The sequence below is a fragment of the Ruminococcus sp. RTP21484sp1_RTP21277st1_D2_RTP21277_210401 genome (assembly GCF_040924225.1).
Classification (GTDB): Bacteria; Bacillota; Clostridia; order Lachnospirales; family Lachnospiraceae; genus Blautia_A; species Blautia_A faecis.
The window spans coordinates 23276-41670 of sequence record NZ_JBCOMJ010000015.1; the positions used below are offsets into that span (position 1 = coordinate 23276).

13 protein-coding genes and 1 pseudogene are annotated in these 18395 nt (G+C 45.1%); 13 read left to right on the forward strand and 1 reads right to left on the reverse strand.

Annotated elements, in window-relative coordinates; genetic code table 11:
- Positions 1–19: 19 nt before the first annotated feature.
- Genes AB5706_RS11200 through AB5706_RS11215 form a run of 4 tightly spaced genes read left to right on the forward strand, consistent with a single transcriptional unit; the run spans position 20 to position 8913 of the window.
- Complete coding sequence (locus AB5706_RS11200; protein WP_148462782.1) at positions 20–4531, forward strand: PolC-type DNA polymerase III; 4512 nt, start codon at positions 20–22, stop codon at positions 4529–4531.
- Positions 4532–4552: 21 nt separating this feature from the next.
- The gene (locus AB5706_RS11205; protein WP_334285856.1) at positions 4553–6529 is read left to right on the forward strand and encodes a fructose-1,6-bisphosphatase; all 1977 of its coding nucleotides are present in this window, start codon (positions 4553–4555) and stop codon (positions 6527–6529) included.
- 15 nt (positions 6530–6544) lie between these two features.
- Positions 6545–7960, forward strand: a complete 1416-nt coding sequence (locus AB5706_RS11210) for an amidophosphoribosyltransferase (protein WP_368366095.1) — start codon at positions 6545–6547, stop codon at positions 7958–7960.
- A 17-nt stretch (positions 7961–7977) separates the two neighbouring features.
- Complete coding sequence (locus tag AB5706_RS11215) at positions 7978–8913, forward strand: YARHG domain-containing protein (RefSeq protein ID WP_226837704.1); 936 nt, start codon at positions 7978–7980, stop codon at positions 8911–8913.
- A 122-nt stretch (positions 8914–9035) separates the two neighbouring features.
- Here AB5706_RS11215 and AB5706_RS11220 read toward each other — a convergent pair whose 3' ends face one another.
- Positions 9036–9248, reverse strand: coding sequence for a helix-turn-helix domain-containing protein (locus AB5706_RS11220; RefSeq protein WP_118579180.1), 213 nt, complete (start codon positions 9246–9248; stop codon positions 9036–9038).
- Positions 9249–9452: 204 nt separating this feature from the next.
- On the opposite strand from AB5706_RS11220, the gene AB5706_RS11225 reads away from it, so the two are divergent.
- The 9 genes and pseudogenes from AB5706_RS11225 (at position 9453) to AB5706_RS11265 (ending at position 18350) form a co-directional block, all read left to right on the forward strand.
- Positions 9453–11048: a YifB family Mg chelatase-like AAA ATPase gene (locus tag AB5706_RS11225; RefSeq protein WP_306467761.1), complete on the forward strand. Its 1596-nt coding sequence runs from the start codon at positions 9453–9455 to the stop codon at positions 11046–11048.
- A gap of 42 nt (positions 11049–11090) precedes the next feature.
- On the forward strand, positions 11091–11975 hold the full coding sequence (gene dprA, locus AB5706_RS11230) for a DNA-processing protein DprA (protein WP_118579174.1): 885 nt from the start codon (positions 11091–11093) through the stop codon (positions 11973–11975).
- 42 nt (positions 11976–12017) lie between these two features.
- Positions 12018–14096 (forward strand): type I DNA topoisomerase, encoded by a 2079-nt coding sequence (gene topA, locus AB5706_RS11235; RefSeq protein WP_173716433.1) that lies wholly within the window; start codon positions 12018–12020, stop codon positions 14094–14096.
- A 250-nt stretch (positions 14097–14346) separates the two neighbouring features.
- Positions 14347–14457: a DUF6783 domain-containing protein gene (locus AB5706_RS11240; protein WP_368366096.1), complete on the forward strand. Its 111-nt coding sequence runs from the start codon at positions 14347–14349 to the stop codon at positions 14455–14457.
- Positions 14438–15223, forward strand: coding sequence for a GTP-sensing pleiotropic transcriptional regulator CodY (codY, locus tag AB5706_RS11245; RefSeq protein WP_173716434.1), 786 nt, complete (start codon positions 14438–14440; stop codon positions 15221–15223). The genes AB5706_RS11240 and codY overlap by 20 nt, the downstream gene beginning before the upstream one ends.
- A gap of 70 nt (positions 15224–15293) precedes the next feature.
- Positions 15294–15371, forward strand: a pseudogene (locus AB5706_RS11250) (DUF6783 domain-containing protein); the annotation flags it as partial.
- A 276-nt stretch (positions 15372–15647) separates the two neighbouring features.
- Positions 15648–15932 (forward strand): co-chaperone GroES, encoded by a 285-nt coding sequence (gene groES, locus AB5706_RS11255; RefSeq protein ID WP_118579169.1) that lies wholly within the window; start codon positions 15648–15650, stop codon positions 15930–15932.
- Positions 15933–15976: 44 nt separating this feature from the next.
- The gene (groL, locus tag AB5706_RS11260) at positions 15977–17599 is read left to right on the forward strand and encodes a chaperonin GroEL (protein WP_118579166.1); all 1623 of its coding nucleotides are present in this window, start codon (positions 15977–15979) and stop codon (positions 17597–17599) included.
- A 244-nt stretch (positions 17600–17843) separates the two neighbouring features.
- The gene (locus AB5706_RS11265) at positions 17844–18350 is read left to right on the forward strand and encodes a DUF6106 family protein (protein WP_173716435.1); all 507 of its coding nucleotides are present in this window, start codon (positions 17844–17846) and stop codon (positions 18348–18350) included.
- Positions 18351–18395 lie beyond the last annotated feature (45 nt).

The following is an 18395-nucleotide window of genomic DNA, read 5'->3' on the forward strand; positions in this document are numbered from 1 at the left end:
GAAGGTGTATATTCTATAAATGGAAAAAGAATTTTTTGACGTATTTCCAAACTTAAAATTAAAACAGGAATTAAGTGAACTTCTGGAAGAGGTGATCGTCACCAAGGTTGCCTGCAACTCTGCCAAAACTTGTGTCCGGGTTTACTTGAAAAGCGACCGCTGGATCCATAAAAAGCATATTTTCAGCCTGGAAGAGCAGATTCAGAGACAGTGCTTTCCTGGTCTTGAAGTGAGTGTGAAGGTAATCGAGAAGTTCCATCTGTCCAGACAGTACACGCCAAAGAATTTCCTGGATACCTACCGCTCCAGCATGGAACTGGAGCTTCGCAATTACAACATGCTGGAATACAATCTGTTCAAGCAGGCACAGATCACATTTCCAGAAGATGACTGCCTGAATATGGCACTTCCGGATTCTGTGATTTCCAGACAGAAAAGTGAGATACTTATTGAATATCTTCACAAAGTATTCTGCGAGCGTTGCGGAATGGACCTGAAAGTTTCTCTGGATTATGTGCAGACGGAGGAGAGCAGGTACCGCAAAAATGCAGCTATCCAGATCCGTCAGGAAGTAGCTAATGTGCTGAAGCATGCCAGACTTTCCACAGAAGAAGAGAGCGCAGCACCAGCTCCTGCAGCTGAGGAAAAAACAGGAAAAGAGGCCGCAGCCGGCAAGACATCCGCTGCCAGGTCGGAGAAGAAAGCAGAGGCAGCCAGTGAAAAGAAGCCTTTCGAGAAAAAGCCATTCGAAAAGAAAGGCAAATGGGGCGATTTCCGTGGTGGCTTCCGCAAGGATCCAAATCCGGACGTTATTTATGGAAGGGATTTCGAGGACGAGCCTATTCCATTGGAAAATATTGTGCAGGAAATGGGAGAGGTTATCATCCGCTGCCAGGTTATGGATGTGGAAGCGAGAGAAATCCGAAATGAGAAGACCATACTGATTTTCCCGGTTACGGATTTCACAGACTCCATCACAGTAAAAATGTTCCTGCGCAACGAGCAGGTGCCGGAGATCAAAGAGCATGTGAAAAAAGGTGCCTTCCTGAAAATCAAAGGCGTTACTTCTATTGACCGTTTCGATGGTGAGCTTACCATAGGCTCCATCTCCGGAATTAAGAAAATCTCCGATTTCCGCAGTTACAGAGTGGACACCAGCCCTCAGAAGCGTGTGGAACTTCACTGTCATACGAAAATGAGCGATATGGATGGTGTAACCGAGGCAAAAGCGCTGGTAAAACGTGCCTACGAGTGGGGGCATCCTGCCATTGCCATCACAGATCATGGTGTGGTGCAGGCTTTCCCGGAGGCAAACCATTGCTTTGATGCGTGGGGAGGCTGCGTGCCAAAGGATTCTGATTTTAAGGTGCTTTACGGTATGGAGGCCTATCTGGTAGACGACTTAAAGGGTATGGTCACCAACCCGAAAAAACAGTCCCTGGACGGCAGATTCGTGGTTTTCGACATTGAGACCACAGGATTTTCCCCCCTTACCTGTAAGATCATTGAAATTGGTGCTGTATTGGTGGAAAATGGAAAGATCACAGATCGTTTTTCCACATTTGTCAATCCTCAGGTTCCAATTCCATTTCGAATTGAGCAGCTGACCAGTATTAATGACAGCATGGTTATGGATGCCCATCCAATTGAAGAAATTTTACCGGAATTCCTGAAATTTTGTGAAGGAGCTACAATGGTAGCCCACAACGCAGATTTCGATATGAGTTTTATTATAGAGAATTGTAACCGCATGGGAATTCCAAATGATTTCACCTATGTGGATACGGTAGGTATGGCACGATTCCTGCTGCCTGCGCTGAACCGTTTTAAGTTGGATACCGTTGCCAAGGCAGTTGGCGTTTCCCTGGATCATCACCATCGTGCGGTTGATGATGCAGAGTGTACGGCCCGTATTTTCGAGAAATTCGTGGGAATGTGCAGGGAAAGAGATATTACGGATGTAGACAAGCTGAATGAGCAGGGAAAAGTTTCCCCGGACACCATTAAGAAACTGCCCACTTACCATGCCGTTATTTTCATGCGGAATGAGACCGGCCGTATCAATCTGTACAAGCTGGTAAGCCAGTCCCATATCAAGTACTTTAACCACAGACCCCGTGTGCCAAAGAGCCTGTTTGAGGCACATCGGGAGGGACTTCTTATTGGAAGTGCCTGCGAGGCTGGTGAGCTTTACCAGGCTCTTTTGCGCAATGCACCGGAGCAGGAAATCGCAAGGCTGGTAAGCTTTTATGATTATCTGGAAATCCAGCCCCTTGGGAACAATATGTTCATGGTGGAGGATGAAAAGAATGATACGATTCATTCGAAAGAGGATCTGATTGAGATCAACAAAAAAATTGTAAAGCTTGGTGAACAGTTTAACAAGCCGGTTGTTGCTACCTGTGACGTTCACTTTATGGATCCCCAGGATGAAATCTACCGTCGTATTATCATGGCTGGAAGCGGCTTCAAGGATGCCGACAATCAGGCACCTCTTTATCTTCGCACTACTGAGGAAATGCTGGAGGAGTTTTCCTATCTGGGAAGCGAGAAGGCAGAGGAAGTGGTAATTACAAATACAGTGAAGATTGCGGATATGATAGAGAAAATGTCACCGATCCATCCGGATAAATATCCGCCGGTTATTGAGAATTCTGACCAGGACTTAAAGGATATGTGTTTCCAGAAAGCCCATGAAATGTATGGTGAAGTGCTTCCCAAGATCGTAGAAGACCGTCTGGACAAAGAGCTGAATTCCATTATTTCCAATGGATATGCGGTGATGTATATTATTGCCCAGAAGCTGGTGTGGAAGTCCAATGCAGATGGTTATCTGGTGGGCTCCCGAGGGTCTGTAGGTTCTTCCCTGGCGGCTACCATGTCTGGTATTACAGAGGTAAATCCTCTGCCACCCCATTATCTGTGCCCAAATCCGGAGTGTAAGTACAGTGACTTTGATTCTCCGGAGATCAAGGCTTTTTCCGGTATGGCGGGATGCGATATGCCAGACAGGATCTGTCCAAAGTGCGGCACCAGGATGACCAAACAGGGCTTTGACATTCCCTTTGAGACCTTCCTTGGATTCAAAGGAGATAAGGAGCCTGATATTGACCTGAACTTCTCAGGAGAGTATCAGTCCAATGCCCATCATTATACAGAGGTTATATTCGGAAAAGGTCAGACCTTCAAGGCGGGAACCATCGGTACCCTTGCGGATAAAACCGCATTCGGATATGTAAAGAACTATTTTGAAGAGCGGGGACAGCACAAGCGTTCCTGCGAGATCAACCGTATTGTACAGGGGTGTACCGGTATCCGGCGAAGCACCGGACAGCATCCTGGCGGAATTATTGTACTCCCAATGGGAGAGGAAATAGAGAAATTTACCCCGGTCCAGTACCCGGCGAACGATTCCAGCAGTGGATTTATCACCACCCATTTTGACTACCATTCCATTGATGGAAACCTGCTGAAGCTGGATATTCTGGGACACGATGATCCCACCATGATCCGTACCCTTGAGGATATGACAGACCTGAATGCAAGAGAGGTTCCTCTTGATGACAAGGCGGTTATGTCACTTTTTGCCAGTACAGAAGCTCTTGGAATTGATCCGAAGGATATCGGCGGCTGCAAGCTTGGCTGTCTGGGAATTCCAGAATTTGGTACTGATTTCGCCATGCAGATGCTTGTGGATACCAAGCCGAAATATTTTTCTGATCTGGTCCGTATTGCCGGACTTTCCCACGGTACGGATGTATGGCTGGGAAATGCGCAGACACTGATCGAAGAGGGAAAAGCTACTATTTCCACGGCAATCTGTACCCGAGATGATATTATGATCTACCTGATCGGTCAGGGTGTGGAAAGTGGTCTTGCCTTTACTATTATGGAGAGCGTCCGTAAAGGAAAAGGTCTCCGGGATGAGTGGATCACCACTATGAAAGAACACGGCGTTCCGGACTGGTACATCTGGTCCTGCAAAAAAATCAAATACATGTTCCCGAAAGCCCATGCGGCAGCTTACGTTATGATGGCATACAGAATCGCCTGGTTCAAGGTATTCCAGCCGCTGGCTTATTACGGTGCATATTTCAGTATCCGTGCCACAGCTTTTTCCTATGAACTGATGTGTATGGGAAAAGAAAAGCTGGAGTTTTATATGGCAGAGATACGCAAGAAAGGGGACGCTGCATCCAAAAAAGAGCAGGATACCCTGAAAGATATGCGTATTGTCCAGGAAATGTATGCAAGAGGTTATGATTTTATGCCCATTGATATTTACCGGGCGAAGGCACATCGTTTCCAGATCATAGAAGGAAAACTGATGCCGTCCATTGATTCTATAGAAGGTCTTGGAGATAAGGCGGCAGATGCTGTAGTGGATGCTGCTGTACAGGGAAGATTTCTTTCCAAGGATGATTTCCGTGACAGGACCAAGGTCAGCAAGACCGTAATTGATCTGATGGATAAACTTGGATTATTTGGAGATATTCCACAGTCCAATCAGATTTCATTGTTTGATTTCTAACGCTGGTTAAATAAGAGTAATATGAATTTAGGAGGTTCCATGAAAACAGAAGAACTGCGCTACCTACAACGTCTGGCGGAGCTCTACCCCACTATCGGGAAGGCTTCTACAGAGATCATCAACCTTCAGTCCATTCTCAATCTTCCAAAAGGCACCGAGCATTTTCTTTCCGATATCCACGGAGAGTACGAAGCTTTTTCCCATGTGCTTCGAAACGGTTCGGGAGCTGTGCGAAAGAAGATAGATGATGTATTTGGACATACCTTAAGCAACAGTGACAAGCGTTCCCTGGCAACTCTCGTGTATTACCCGAAGGAAAAAATTGCCTATGTGAAGAAAAAAGAGTCTGATATGCAGAACTGGTACAAGATCACCCTGTACCGTCTTATTGAAGTGTGCAAGACAACTGCCTCCAAATATACCAGATCCAAGGTTCGTAAGGCATTGCCTTCGGATTATGCATATGTGATCGAAGAGCTGATCACGGAGAAAGCAGAAGTTCTGGATAAAGAGGCTTATTACGATTCCATTGTGGATACCATTATAGATATCGGCAGGGCAGAGAACTTCATTATCGCTCTTGCTGAACTGATCCAGAGACTGGTTGTAGACCACCTTCATGTGCTTGGAGATATATATGACAGAGGTCCCGGTCCTCATTTTATTATGGACAGACTGATGGATTATCATTCTCTGGATATTCAGTGGGGAAACCATGATGTGGTATGGATGGGCGCCGCTGTAGGACAGGCTGCCTGTATGGCCACAGTGATCCGTAACAGTATCCGTTACGGCAATCTGGATATTCTGGAGGATGGTTATGGAATCAATATGATGCCTCTTGCTGCTTTTGCCATGGAGGTTTACGGGGATGATCCCTGCCAGGTATTTGAAGTACATGGCAATCCTTCCAATTACAATGCTCTTGAGAAAGAGCTGAGCAGGAAAATGCACAAAGCCATTTCCATTATCCAGTTTAAGCTGGAAGGGGTACTGGCGAAAGAACATCCGGATTTTCATATGGAGAATCGATGCGTTCTGGAGGGGATTGATCCGGAGAAGGGCACTGTGCAGCTGCCGGATGGAAGTGTGCATAATCTTCTGGACACCCATTTTCCAACCATTGACTGGGAACATCCTTATGAGCTGACAGATGGGGAAAAAGAAGTAGTGGAGCGCCTGAGCTCAGCATTTCGAAACTGCGAGAAGCTTCAGAACCACATGCAGCTGCTTCTGGATAAAGGCGGCCTTTATAAGACCTATAACGGGAACCTTCTTTTCCATGGAAGTATTCCGCTGAACGAAGATGGAACTCTGAAAGAGGTTGAGATTTACGGTGAGACTTGTAAAGGCAAGGCACTTTATGATAAACTGGAAGCCTACGTAAGAAAAGCTTTTTTTACCGTAGATGAGAAGGAGAAGAAAGCAAGCCAGGATATTCTGTGGTATATCTGGGCCGGGCCTAATTCTCCCCTTTATGGAAAAGATAAAATGACTACCTTCGAGCGTTATTTTATCGCAGATAAAGAGACACACAAAGAGAAAAAGAATGCCTACTATCACCTCTGGGAAAAAGAAGAGGTAGTAAATCGTATGCTGGAAGAATTCGGGCTGGATCCGGATGAGGGGCATATTATCAATGGTCACGTGCCTGTTCATCAGCTGGAGGGAGAGAATCCGGTGAAATGTGATGGCAAGGTGATCGTAATTGACGGTGGTTTTTGTGAGGCATACCGGAATGTGACCGGTATTGCCGGATATACTCTTGTTTACAGTTCCTATGGTCTGAGCCTGACTGCCCATGAGCCTTTTACTTCGGCGGAAGATGCAGTGGAAACAGAGAGGGACATTGTGTCCAACCGTGTGGCTGTCCGCTATAATCCAAGGCGTGCCCTTGTGGGAGATACGGATAACGGTAAGGCACTGAAAGAACGAATTCAGGAGCTGAAACAGCTTTTGGATGCCTACAGAAAAGGCGTTATAAAGGAGAAAAAATAAGGAGACTAAGGAAAAATGGGTGGAATTTTTGGTGTTGCGTCAAAGTCTGATTGTGTAATGGATCTTTTTTTTGGAATTGATTATCACTCCCATCTGGGTACAAGAAGGGGCGGAATGACCGTTTATAGCAGGAGCAGTGGATTTAACCGCGTGATCCATAATATTGAGAACTCACCGTTCCGTACCAAATTTGACAAGGATGTGGCAGAGATGGAAGGCAATCTTGGAATAGGCTGTATTTCTGACAATGAACCGCAGCCTCTTCTGGTGCGTTCCCATCTGGGAAATTTTGCAATTACAACAGTAGGCAAGATCAATAATATAGAAGCTTTGGTAGAGAAATGCTTCAAAGACGGGCATACCCATTTTCTGGAGATGAGCGGTGGCAGTGTGAATCCTACAGAGGTAACGGCAGCGCTGATCAATCAGAAGGACAGTATTGTTGAGGGAATCCGCTATGCACAGGAGATGATCGAGGGCTCTATGACCCTTCTTCTTATGACAGGGGAGGGCATTTACGCAGCACGCGACCGTTATGGAAGAACTCCTCTTGTAATCGGCAAGAAGGAAGATGCATGCTGTGCTTCTTTTGAAAGTCATGCCTACATTAATCTTGGCTATGAAGACCTGAAAGAGCTGGGACCTGGAGAGATTGATTTTATTACCCCGGAGGGAGCCCAGGTTCTGCAGAAGCCAGGAGACAAGATGCGAATCTGTTCTTTCCTCTGGGTATATTATGGATATCCAACCTCCACTTATGAGGGGGTAAATGTAGAGGAAATGCGTTACAAATGCGGCGATATTCTGGCAGGAAGAGATGCCGGAGAAGTGAATCCGGATCTGGTTGCAGGAGTACCGGATTCCGGTATTGCACATGCCATCGGCTATGCTAACCGCTCTGGTGTGCCGTTTGCCCGTCCGTTTATTAAATATACGCCCACATGGCCAAGATCTTTTATGCCGACTCAGCAGAGCCAGCGAAATCTTATCGCCAGAATGAAACTGATCCCAGTACATAAACTGATCAAAGATAAAAGCCTCCTTATGATTGACGACTCTATCGTAAGAGGTACCCAGCTTCGTGAGACAACAGAATTCCTCTATAACAATGGTGCTAAGGAGGTTCATATCAGACCTGCCTGCCCGCCGCTTTTATATGGATGTAAGTACCTGAATTTCTCATGCTCTAAGTCAGAGATGGATCTGATCACAAGAAGGATCATTGCGAAACGTGAAGGGGACAATGTATCAGACAGGATTTTGCAGGATTATGCAAATCCGGATTCTACAAACTACAAAGAAATGCTGGAAGAAATCCGCAAGGAACTGAATTTTACATCCCTGAAATATCATCGTCTGGATGATCTGAAGAAGTCAATTGATATTGAACCGTGCAAGCTTTGCACTTATTGCTGGAACGGACAGGAATAAACAGGAGGTGACTGCCTGTGAAAAAGCACAACAAAGATGTACTAAAAGCAACGCTGTTTGCCTTGATCGCCATATTTATCATGATTGGAGCAGCGGGGCTTCTGTTTGCCGAACATAAGAAAAAGATTCAGAAGGAGCAGCAGAAGAAGGCTGCTATTGAGGCTCTGGAAAGGGTGCCCACAGTGACACCGACTCCAGCGGCTACAGCCACGCCCACACCGGAGCCTACGGCCACAGTGACACCGACTCCTGTGATCACCCGGGCACCGGCGTTCGTGGCAAATGATTATATGGGAACCTGGTACAGTAAGGATGGACTGGTGACACTGTCTATAGACGACCTTACCCTGAAGTCTGTTACTTTTACTTTTTCTCAGGCTGGTGACAATGCCGGCACTAAGGTTTCGGAAGCTTCGGACACTGCAAAAGTGGCTGGAAATGCAGCAAAGCTTTCCTTTACAGATTCCTGGGGAAACCAGGTGCGTGGAAATATGACCTTTGATCAGGGCAGACTTTATCTGCGCCTAAATACAGCTTCCCCTGCAGAGGGTGCCGGGGTGACACCAAAGGTAGATGGGGTCCTTACAAGGGAGAAAGCCGCTTCAGTGACACAGGCACCTTCAGTGACTCCGGCTGATAATACAGATAAAACGGATCTCTCTTCCCGGGATTATATATTCCCGGACAGCAACAGCCGATATCTTACAGATGAGGATTTGTCGGGCTATTCATCTGACCAGCTGGAACTGGCGAAAAATGAGATTTACGCCCGACATGGCAGGAAATTTGTGACACAGAGAATTGCGGATTATTTTAACAGCAAATCCTGGTATAAGGGAACTGTGGAGCCGGAGACCTTTGATGCAGATACTTCTGTATTTAATGAATATGAAGTCGCAAATATTCAGAAAATTGCAGATACGGAAGGGAAGCTTCGAAGTGAAGGAAAGTAACTGATATATGAAAAAAACTTTACGGAATGTTACGCGTGAATGGTAATAACTTTATTTATGGTATACAAAATGAGGGGGAAATCGCATCCCCCTCATTTTGTACCTGCTGAGTACCTTTACAATTACGGCATTTTTTTATTATCAGTACGGCCAACCAGATAGTCAATGCTGGTTTCATAATAATTTGCAAGGCGGATCAGCATTTCGATTGGAATGTTCCTGGAGCCAGTTTCGTAGTGGGAGTAGGAACGCTGGCTGATGTGAAGGATATCACTGATCTGCTTCTGGGACAGATCAGCGTCTGTCCGAAGGTCTTGAATTCTCTGAAATTTCATAGGTTCACCTCTTTTTCTTCTGTAGAGTCTGCAGGGACCAAATGTAACGAACAACGAAAAACGTCTGGCCCCGAATCCTTTCAGAAAGTATAAATCAGAACGAAATGCACTATTGCAATTCAGAGCAAAATGGGCTATAATGAATTTTGTATATCTTTTAATCATATCTTTTTTACTTTTATTCTTTTTTATTCCAGAGACACATTGAAATGGCAGAGCAGGTTCGCATATGGGGAAGAACTGTATCTGCAGAAAGGGATAAGATTGTTTGCAAGTGTTTTATCAGCGGCGATTTCAGGAATGGAAGTCTGCCCGGTTCAGGTGGAAGCTGATGTAAGCAGCGGTCTGCCTTGTTTTACTATGGTTGGATTTCCAAGCACCCAGGTGAAAGAAGCACAGGACAGAGTGCGCACAGCGTTAAAAAATAATGGGATCAGTCTGCCGCCTAAGAAGGTGACTGTGAATCTGGCACCTGCTGATCTGCGAAAAGAGGGGGCCGGTTTTGACCTGCCTGTGGCAGCAGCGGTGCTGGCAGCATCGGGATTTATAGAACCACAGCTTCTTCGGAATGTAATGGTGGTTGGTGAACTCAGTCTGAATGGGGAGGTAAGAAGTGTATCCGGAGTGCTGCCAAGAGTGATCCGGGCAAGGGAACTGGGATGCCGGTACTGTATCATTCCGTTTGAAAACCTGGCAGAAGGAGCTCTGGTGAAGGATATGAAAGTGGTCGGAGTTCAAAATATAAAAGAAGTTTTGAAGCTTGTCTCAGATCCGGATGCATTTGGAAAAGAAAATCAGTTTTCAGAGGTAAATTCAGAAGAGAACCAGGTAGAAGAGAGTCTGGTGGATTTCGGGGAAATCTGTGGTCAGGAGAGTGCCAGAAGAGCTGCTGAGATTGCAGTCAGCGGATTTCACAACATCCTGTTTATCGGCCCTCCGGGCACTGGGAAGACCATGCTTGCCAAAAGAATACCTACGATTATGCCCTCTCTTACTTTTGAGGAAAGCCTGGAGCTTACAAAAATCTACAGCATTGCCGGACTTTTAAGTCCAAAGAGACCATTAATTAAGGCAAGACCCTTTCGAAGTCCGCATCATACCAGTTCGTCTGCAGCTCTGGCTGGAGGCGGAAGGATCCCGGGTCCCGGTGAAGTGACCCTGGCTCACAGAGGCGTTCTGTTTCTGGATGAAATGCCGGAATTTGCAAGAGGCAGCCTGGAAGTGCTGCGACAGCCCCTGGAGGACAAGCAGATCCAGCTGTCAAGGGCAAGTGGAACGTACGTGTTTCCGGCGGGATTTATTCTGGTAGCAGCCATGAACCCCTGTCCCTGCGGCTATTATCCGGATATGAACAAATGCAGGTGCACACCTGGCGAGGTGAGTCATTATCTTCATAAGCTGAGCCAGCCCCTTCTGGAGCGGATCGATCTATGTGCGGATGTGCCGCCTGTTAATTTTTCCCAGATCTCAGAAGAAAAACCGGGAGAAAGTTCTGCCCTTATCCGGAAAAGAGTGGAAAAAGCCAGAAAAATACAGCAGAAACGCTACCAGAATGAGAAAATCTGTTTTAACGGTGAACTGTCCGGGAAGCAGATCCGGAAATACTGTGTGCTGACAGAAAATGCTCTTCAGGTGGCAAAAAATGCTTTTGAGCTTATGGAACTTAGTGCAAGATCCTATCACCGGATTTTGAAGGTTTCACGCACGATTGCGGATATGGAAGGGGAGGAACTGATACACACAAGACATGTTGCAGAAGCCCTTACTTACAAAGCATTTGATAAGAAGTACAGAAGCTGAATGAATTTATTCATAAAACCGCACACAGGGAGGTATTTTAGTATGGAAGCAATGCAGAAAATCAAATGTTTAACTATAGAGGATTCCAATTTTCCAGATCGTTTGAGAAAACTTTCCGGAATGCCCAAAAAACTGTACTACATCGGAAACCTGCCAGATCCGAAGAAGCCTGCTGCAGCAGTGGTAGGTGCTCGCATGTGCAGTCCTTATGGCAGATGTCAGGCATTTAAATATGCAAGAACCATGGCAAGCTACGGTGTGCAGATCATCAGTGGAATGGCAAGAGGGATTGATGCAGAGGGGCATAAAGGTGCACTGGATACGGACACTCCTACTTTTGCAGTACTGGGAAGCGGAGTGGACGTGTGTTATCCCAATTCTAACAGATGGCTTTATCAGCGGATTCTGGAAAAAGGCGGTGGGATCATCAGCGAGCTTCCCCCGGGCTCTCCGCCTGTGAACTGGGCGTTCCCGGCAAGAAACCGGATCATCAGCGGACTTTCCGATGCTGTTCTTGTGGTAGAAGCCAAGGAACAGAGTGGTTCTTTGATCACTGCAAACTTTGCCCTGGAACATGGACACAGTGTTTATGCCCTTCCGGGAGCTGTGACAGAGGAACTGAGCAGAGGCTGCAACAAACTGATCTTCGATGGTGCAGGAATCGCTTACAGCCCGGAAATCATGCTTATGGAATGGGGAATCGAGGCAAAAAACAGACCTCAAAATGTGGAAAAAAAGAAGTTGGGGCTTGCACCGGATTTGGATTTGGTGTATAGTGGTCTCGATTTACGACCTGAAAATCTGGATAATTTAATACGGAAAACCGGTTTTTCAGCATCAAAAGTCTGTGCTCTTCTGACAGAACTTCAGCTAATGGGGCTTGTGGGAGAGACAGGCAGACAATACTACAGAATATCAGGGGGATAATTTGTAGTGTATGTAGACTGAATACAAAGTAGGAGAGGTAGTATGGCTAAATATCTGGTGATAGTTGAGTCACCTGCAAAAGTAAAGACAATAAAGAAATTTCTTGGGGCAAATTATGAGGTAGAGGCATCTAATGGACATGTCCGTGATTTTCCCAAGAGTCAGTTTGGAATAGATGTGGAGAATGATTTCGAGCCGAAATATATAACCATCCGCGGTAAGGGGGAATTGCTTGCCAAACTTCGCAAGGCAGCCAAAAAAGCTGATAAGATTTATCTTGCCACTGACCCTGACCGTGAAGGAGAAGCAATTTCCTGGCACTTGATGCAGGCTCTGAAAGAAGATCCGGATAAAATGCACCGAATCACTTTCAACGAGATCACAAAGACTGCTGTAAAGGATTCCCTGAAGCATGCACGAGGTCTGAATATGAATCTTGTAGATGCACAGCAGGCGAGAAGAATGCTGGACCGTATGGTGGGTTATACCATCAGTCCGCTTCTCTGGGCGAAAGTAAAGAGAGGCTTAAGTGCTGGCCGTGTGCAGTCTGTTGCACTTCGCATCATTTGTGACAGGGAGGAGGAGATTAATTCTTTTATCCCGGAAGAATACTGGAGCCTGAATGGTGAATTCCTTGTGGATGGCGAGAAAAAGCCTCTGGAGGCTAAATTCTACGGAACAGACAAGAAGATGGATATCCACAATAAAGCTGAGATGGATGAGATTCTTAAGGTTCTTGAGAACGAAGAATTTGAGATCTCTGAGGTGAAAAAAGGCGAGAGAATCAAGAATGCTCCGCTTCCTTTTACTACCAGTACCCTGCAGCAGGAGGCATCCAAAACACTGAATTTTTCCACCCAGAAGACTATGCGTCTGGCACAGCAGCTTTATGAGGGTGTTGACATCAAGGGCAACGGTACTGTAGGTGTGATCACATACCTTCGTACTGATTCTGTACGTATTTCTGACGAGGCAGATGCGGCAGCAAGAAGCTACATCAGCAGCCAGTATGGAGAAGAATATGTGTCAGAAACTGCCAAGACAGTGAAGAAGGGACAGAAGATCCAGGATGCTCATGAGGCTATCCGCCCAACTGATATCAGCCGTACACCTGTACAGATAAAAGAATCCCTTACACGAGATCAGTTCCGATTGTATCAGCTGATCTGGAAGCGGTTTGCGGCCAGCCGTATGGCTCCTGCAAAGTATGAGACTACCTCTGTAAAAGTGGCTGGTGGAGATTATACGTTCACTGTGTCCGCTTCCAAGGTGGCATTTGACGGCTTCCTTTCGGTATATATGCAGGAAGAGGATATGAAGAAGGGAAATGTGTTAAGCCAGAGCCTGAGTAAAGGCATGAAGCTGAAGCTGAAAGAGTTAAAGCCGGAACAGCATTTTACCCAGCCGCCGGCACATTATACAGAGGCTTCCCTGGTAAAGACCATGGAGGAACTTGGAATCGGCCGTCCGAGTACTTATGCACCGACCATCACCACCATTATCAGCCGCCGTTATGTTTCAAAGGAGCAGCGTAACCTTTATGTGACAGAGTTGGGCGAGGTGGTAAACAGTATTATGAAACAGGCGTTCCCAAGCATTGTGGACGTGAATTTCACGGCTACCATGGAGGGACTTCTGGACTGTGTGGAGAATGGTACTGTACAGTGGAAGACAGTAGTCCGGAACTTCTATCCGGATCTGAAACATGATGTGGATGCTGCCCAGGAAGAGCTGGAGAAAGTAGACATCCATGATGAAGAGACCGATGTGATCTGTGATAACTGTGGTCGTCATATGGTGATTAAATATGGTCCTCACGGACGTTTCCTTGCATGCCCGGGATTTCCGGAATGCCGCAATACCAAGCCTTACTATGAAAAGATTGGTGTAGCCTGCCCGAAGTGTGGTAAGGAAGTGGTGCTTAAGAAGACGAAGAAAGGCCGTAAGTATTACGGCTGTGAAGATAATCCGGAATGTGACTTTATGTCATGGCAGAAGCCGTCGGATAAGAAATGTCCGGTGTGCGGAAGTTACATGGTGGAAAAAGGAAATAAACTGGTGTGCAGCCAGGAGACCTGTGGCTATGTAGAAGCCAGGCCGAAGGATGAAAAAGAAAATTAAGGTTGCTGTGAAGGGTGCGAGCAGTAACAAATTAAGGAATTTCCGGGGAAAATCCCCTGCAAGGCAGCTGTATTATGTTTTGCAGGGGATTTTTTAAATAAAAGCTCTATTACTTCCATTGTTTGATGAATAGTTTCAAAAACGTGATATTTTCAGAAAAGCTAAACAAAATTGAAAAATAGTAAAAAATAGCTTGTAAATAGTTTGAAAAACGTGTAGTATTAGAATAACAGTTAAAGCCAGAGCATGTCTGAAAAGGCTTTCTGCAAAGTGGAGCGTACAGATTGCGGGAATGATTTTTTTAACAGGCTCTCATGTAACAAAAGCGAAGGGAGGACAAAATGAGCGTTCAGTTACTTGATAAAACAAGAAAAATCAATAAACTTCTCCATAACAGCAGTTCCAGCAAGGTGGTTTTTAATGATATCTGCCAGGTTCTGATGGATACTTTAAGTTCTAATATCCTGGTTCTCAGCAAGAAAGGCAAGGTGCTTGGTGTAAGTTTTTGCCCGGGAGTTGAGGAAATCCGGGAACTGATAGCTGATGAGGTGGGCGGTCATGTTGACCCTCTGCTGAATGAGCGCTTTTTAGGAGTATTATCCACCAAAGAGAACGTGAATCTCCAGACACTTGGCTTTGAGCATGTTTCCAGCAGCTATCAGGGAATCATCAATCCTATTGATATTGCAGGAGAACGTCTTGGAACGGTGTTTATGTACCGCAAGGATCGTCCATACGATATTGAGGATATTATTGTCAGTGAATACGGCACCACAGTTGTAGGTCTTGAGATGATGCGAGCTGTACATGAAGAGAATGCTGAGGAAGACCGAAAGAAACAGGTTGTGAAATCTGCTTTTAACACACTTTCTTTCTCTGAACTGGAAGCTATCATCCATATTTTTGATGAGCTTGACGGAGATGAGGGAATTCTTGTTGCCAGCAAGATTGCAGACAGAGTAGGTATTACCAGATCAGTAATCGTAAATGCACTCCGCAAGTTCGAGAGCGCGGGCGTTATTGAGTCCCGGTCATCCGGTATGAAGGGAACCTATATCAAGGTTCTCAATGAAGTGATCTTTGATGAATTAGAAGAGATTAAGGCCCAGAGAAATAAAAAGGCCTGAGTGAATTCAATAAATAATAAACAAGTGTACAGAAGAACTGTTTTCTTTCGAACGTGTTTGAAAAAGGCTTTCTGCAAATTGTGAAATGCAGATTGCGGGAATGATTTTTCAAACACGCTCTGGAGGGCAGTTCTTTTTTTGTGTGTAACAGGAAAATTCATTGGAATTCACTATTACACCAAAAAGTTTTAACGGTCAGGCTTCAAAAGCGGCGAAACAAAAAAATCAGAAAATTTTTAAAGTGAGAAAACAAGAGAAAAAAAGAGCATAAAAGAGAATAAAACAGAATATACTTGAAAATGTAACTATGAAAAGAGTTGCACAAATAACGATAATTCAATAATATAATGAACAGTGATTAGCACTCAGCAATAATGAGTGCTAGTAAGAAAAAGGAAAACAATTCTAAAGGAGGACATAGATCATGAAATTAGTTCCATTAGGCGACAGAGTTGTATTAAAACAGTTAGAAGCAGAAGAGACAACAAAATCCGGTATCGTTCTTCCGGGACAGGCACAGGAGAAACCACAGCAGGCAGAGGTAATCGCTGTAGGACCTGGCGGAGTCGTTGACGGGAAAGAAGTGAAAATGGAAGTTACTGTAGGCGACAAGGTTATCTATTCCAAATATTCAGGAACAGAGGTTAAGCTTGACGGTGAAGAGTATATCATCGTAAAACAGAGCGATATTCTTGCAATTGTGAAATAAGACATAACCTTATAAATAACTTGAAATCAGGAGGATGATTCATTATGGCAAAAGAGATTAAATATGGCGCAGAAGCCAGAACAGCATTAGAGGCTGGTGTAAATAAACTTGCTGATACCGTAAGAGTAACACTTGGTCCGAAAGGAAGAAACGTAGTACTTGATAAACAGTTCGGTGCTCCGCTTATCACAAACGATGGTGTTACAATCGCAAAAGAGATCGAGCTTGAGGATGCTTTCGAGAACATGGGAGCTCAGCTGATCAAGGAAGTTGCATCCAAGACAAACGATGTAGCTGGTGATGGTACTACAACTGCTACTGTACTTGCCCAGGCAATGGTTCATGAAGGAATGAAGAATCTGGCAGCAGGTGCTAACCCGATCGTTATGAGACGCGGTATGAAGAAAGCTACAGATGCTGCTGTAGAAGCAATTAAGAACATGAGCCAGAAAGTAAGCGGAAAGAAACAGATCGCAAACGTTGCATCTATTTCCGCCGGAGATAAAGAAGTCGGAGAGCTTGTTGCAAATGCAATGGAAAAAGTTTCCAACGACGGTGTTATTACTGTAGAAGAGTCCAAGACCATGCACACAGAGCTTGACCTTGTAGAAGGTATGCAGTTTGACCGTGGATATATTTCCGCATACATGTCCACTGATATGGAGAAGATGGAAGCAAACCTTGAGGATCCATATATTCTGATCACAGACAAGAAAATCTCCAACATTCAGGAAGTTCTTCCGCTGCTGGAGCAGATCGTACAGGCTGGAGCAAAACTTCTTATCATCGCTGAAGATGTTGAGGGTGAGGCTCTTACCACTCTGATCGTAAACAAATTAAGAGGAACCTTCCAGGTAGTAGCTGTAAAAGCTCCTGGCTATGGTGACAGAAGAAAAGAAATGCTTCAGGATATCGCAATTCTGACAGGTGGTACTGTAATTTCTGACGAGGTAGGTCTTGAACTGAAAGATGCTACAATGGCTCAGTTAGGACGTGCAAAATCTGTTAAAGTTGCAAAAGAGAATACTGTTATTGTCGATGGTATGGGAGATAAAGAAGCAATTGCCAATCGTGTTGCCCAGATCCGTGCTCAGATTGAGGAGACAAAATCTGATTTCGACAGAGAGAAGCTTCAGGAAAGACTTGCAAAACTTGCAGGCGGTGTAGCAGTGGTTCGTGTTGGTGCAGCTACTGAGACTGAGATGAAAGAAGCAAAACTTCGTATGGAAGATGCTCTTGCAGCTACCAGAGCAGCTGTTGAAGAAGGAATCATTGCAGGAGGCGGTTCTGCATATATCCACGCTTCCAAAGAGGTTGCAAAACTTGCGGCAGATCTTGAGGGAGATGAGAAGACTGGTGCAAACATCATCCTGAAAGCACTGGAAGCTCCGCTGTTCCGTATTGCTGCTAATGCAGGTCTTGAAGGTGCAGTTATCATCAACAAAGTAAGAGAGTCTGAGCCAGGTGTTGGTTTTGATGCTCTGAACGAGAAATATGTAAACATGGTAGACGAGGGAATCCTTGATCCTGCAAAGGTTACAAGAAGTGCTCTTCAGAACGCAACAAGTGTTGCTTCTACTCTGCTTACAACTGAGTCTGTTGTTGCAAATATCAAAGAAGATACTCCGGCAATGCCAGCTGGCGGTCAGGGTATGGGAATGATGTAATTTCCGGCAGCGGAAAACAGAACGGAAAATCCATGAAAGGATTTTTGAAGGTATAATTCAGAACTCATAAGGGTCGGTGTCAAAGACGCTGGCCCTTTTGCATTCAATAAAAGTCATTTTTTACTGTTACTGTGTATTGGCAATATTCCGTGTTTTATCAGGAACAATGTTCACAGGAAAACTTTTGTGTGTTATACTTAGAACAACATGCCGGCTGGCAAAAAAAACAAAGGAGAATTGTAATATGAGCGATTTGTATTCCGAGCTGCTTGTAAAAAAAGAGCGGACCGCAAAGGACAGGCTGGTAAAAGGCAGTATCATTGCACTGATCGTGCTTCTGGTACTCGCAGGACTGTTTATTATGCCCCCGCTTCTGATCGCGGCAATTGTACTGGGAGTCTGTGCCTATCTTTTTATTTTTCCAGGAACTGATCTGGAATTTGAGTACTTGTTTGTAAACGGAGAACTTGACATTGACAAGATCATGGCAAAGTCCAAGCGAAAAAGAGTAAAAAGCCTGAATATTACAGAATGTGATATTATGGCACCCCTTAATTCACACAGAATGGACTATTACAACAGCAACCAGAAGCTGAAGGTACAGGATTTTTCCTCCGGAAATCCGGAACATAAGCGTTTTGCAATTGTCTGCCGCGATGGCGCAGAAACCTGCAAAGTAATTATCGAGCCAGATGAAATATTGGCAAAAACCATGAGAAACACTGCTCCGAGCAAAGTATTTTTAGATTAATTTACTAGATTGACACACTTTTAGTTTTTTGCTACACTAATCTAC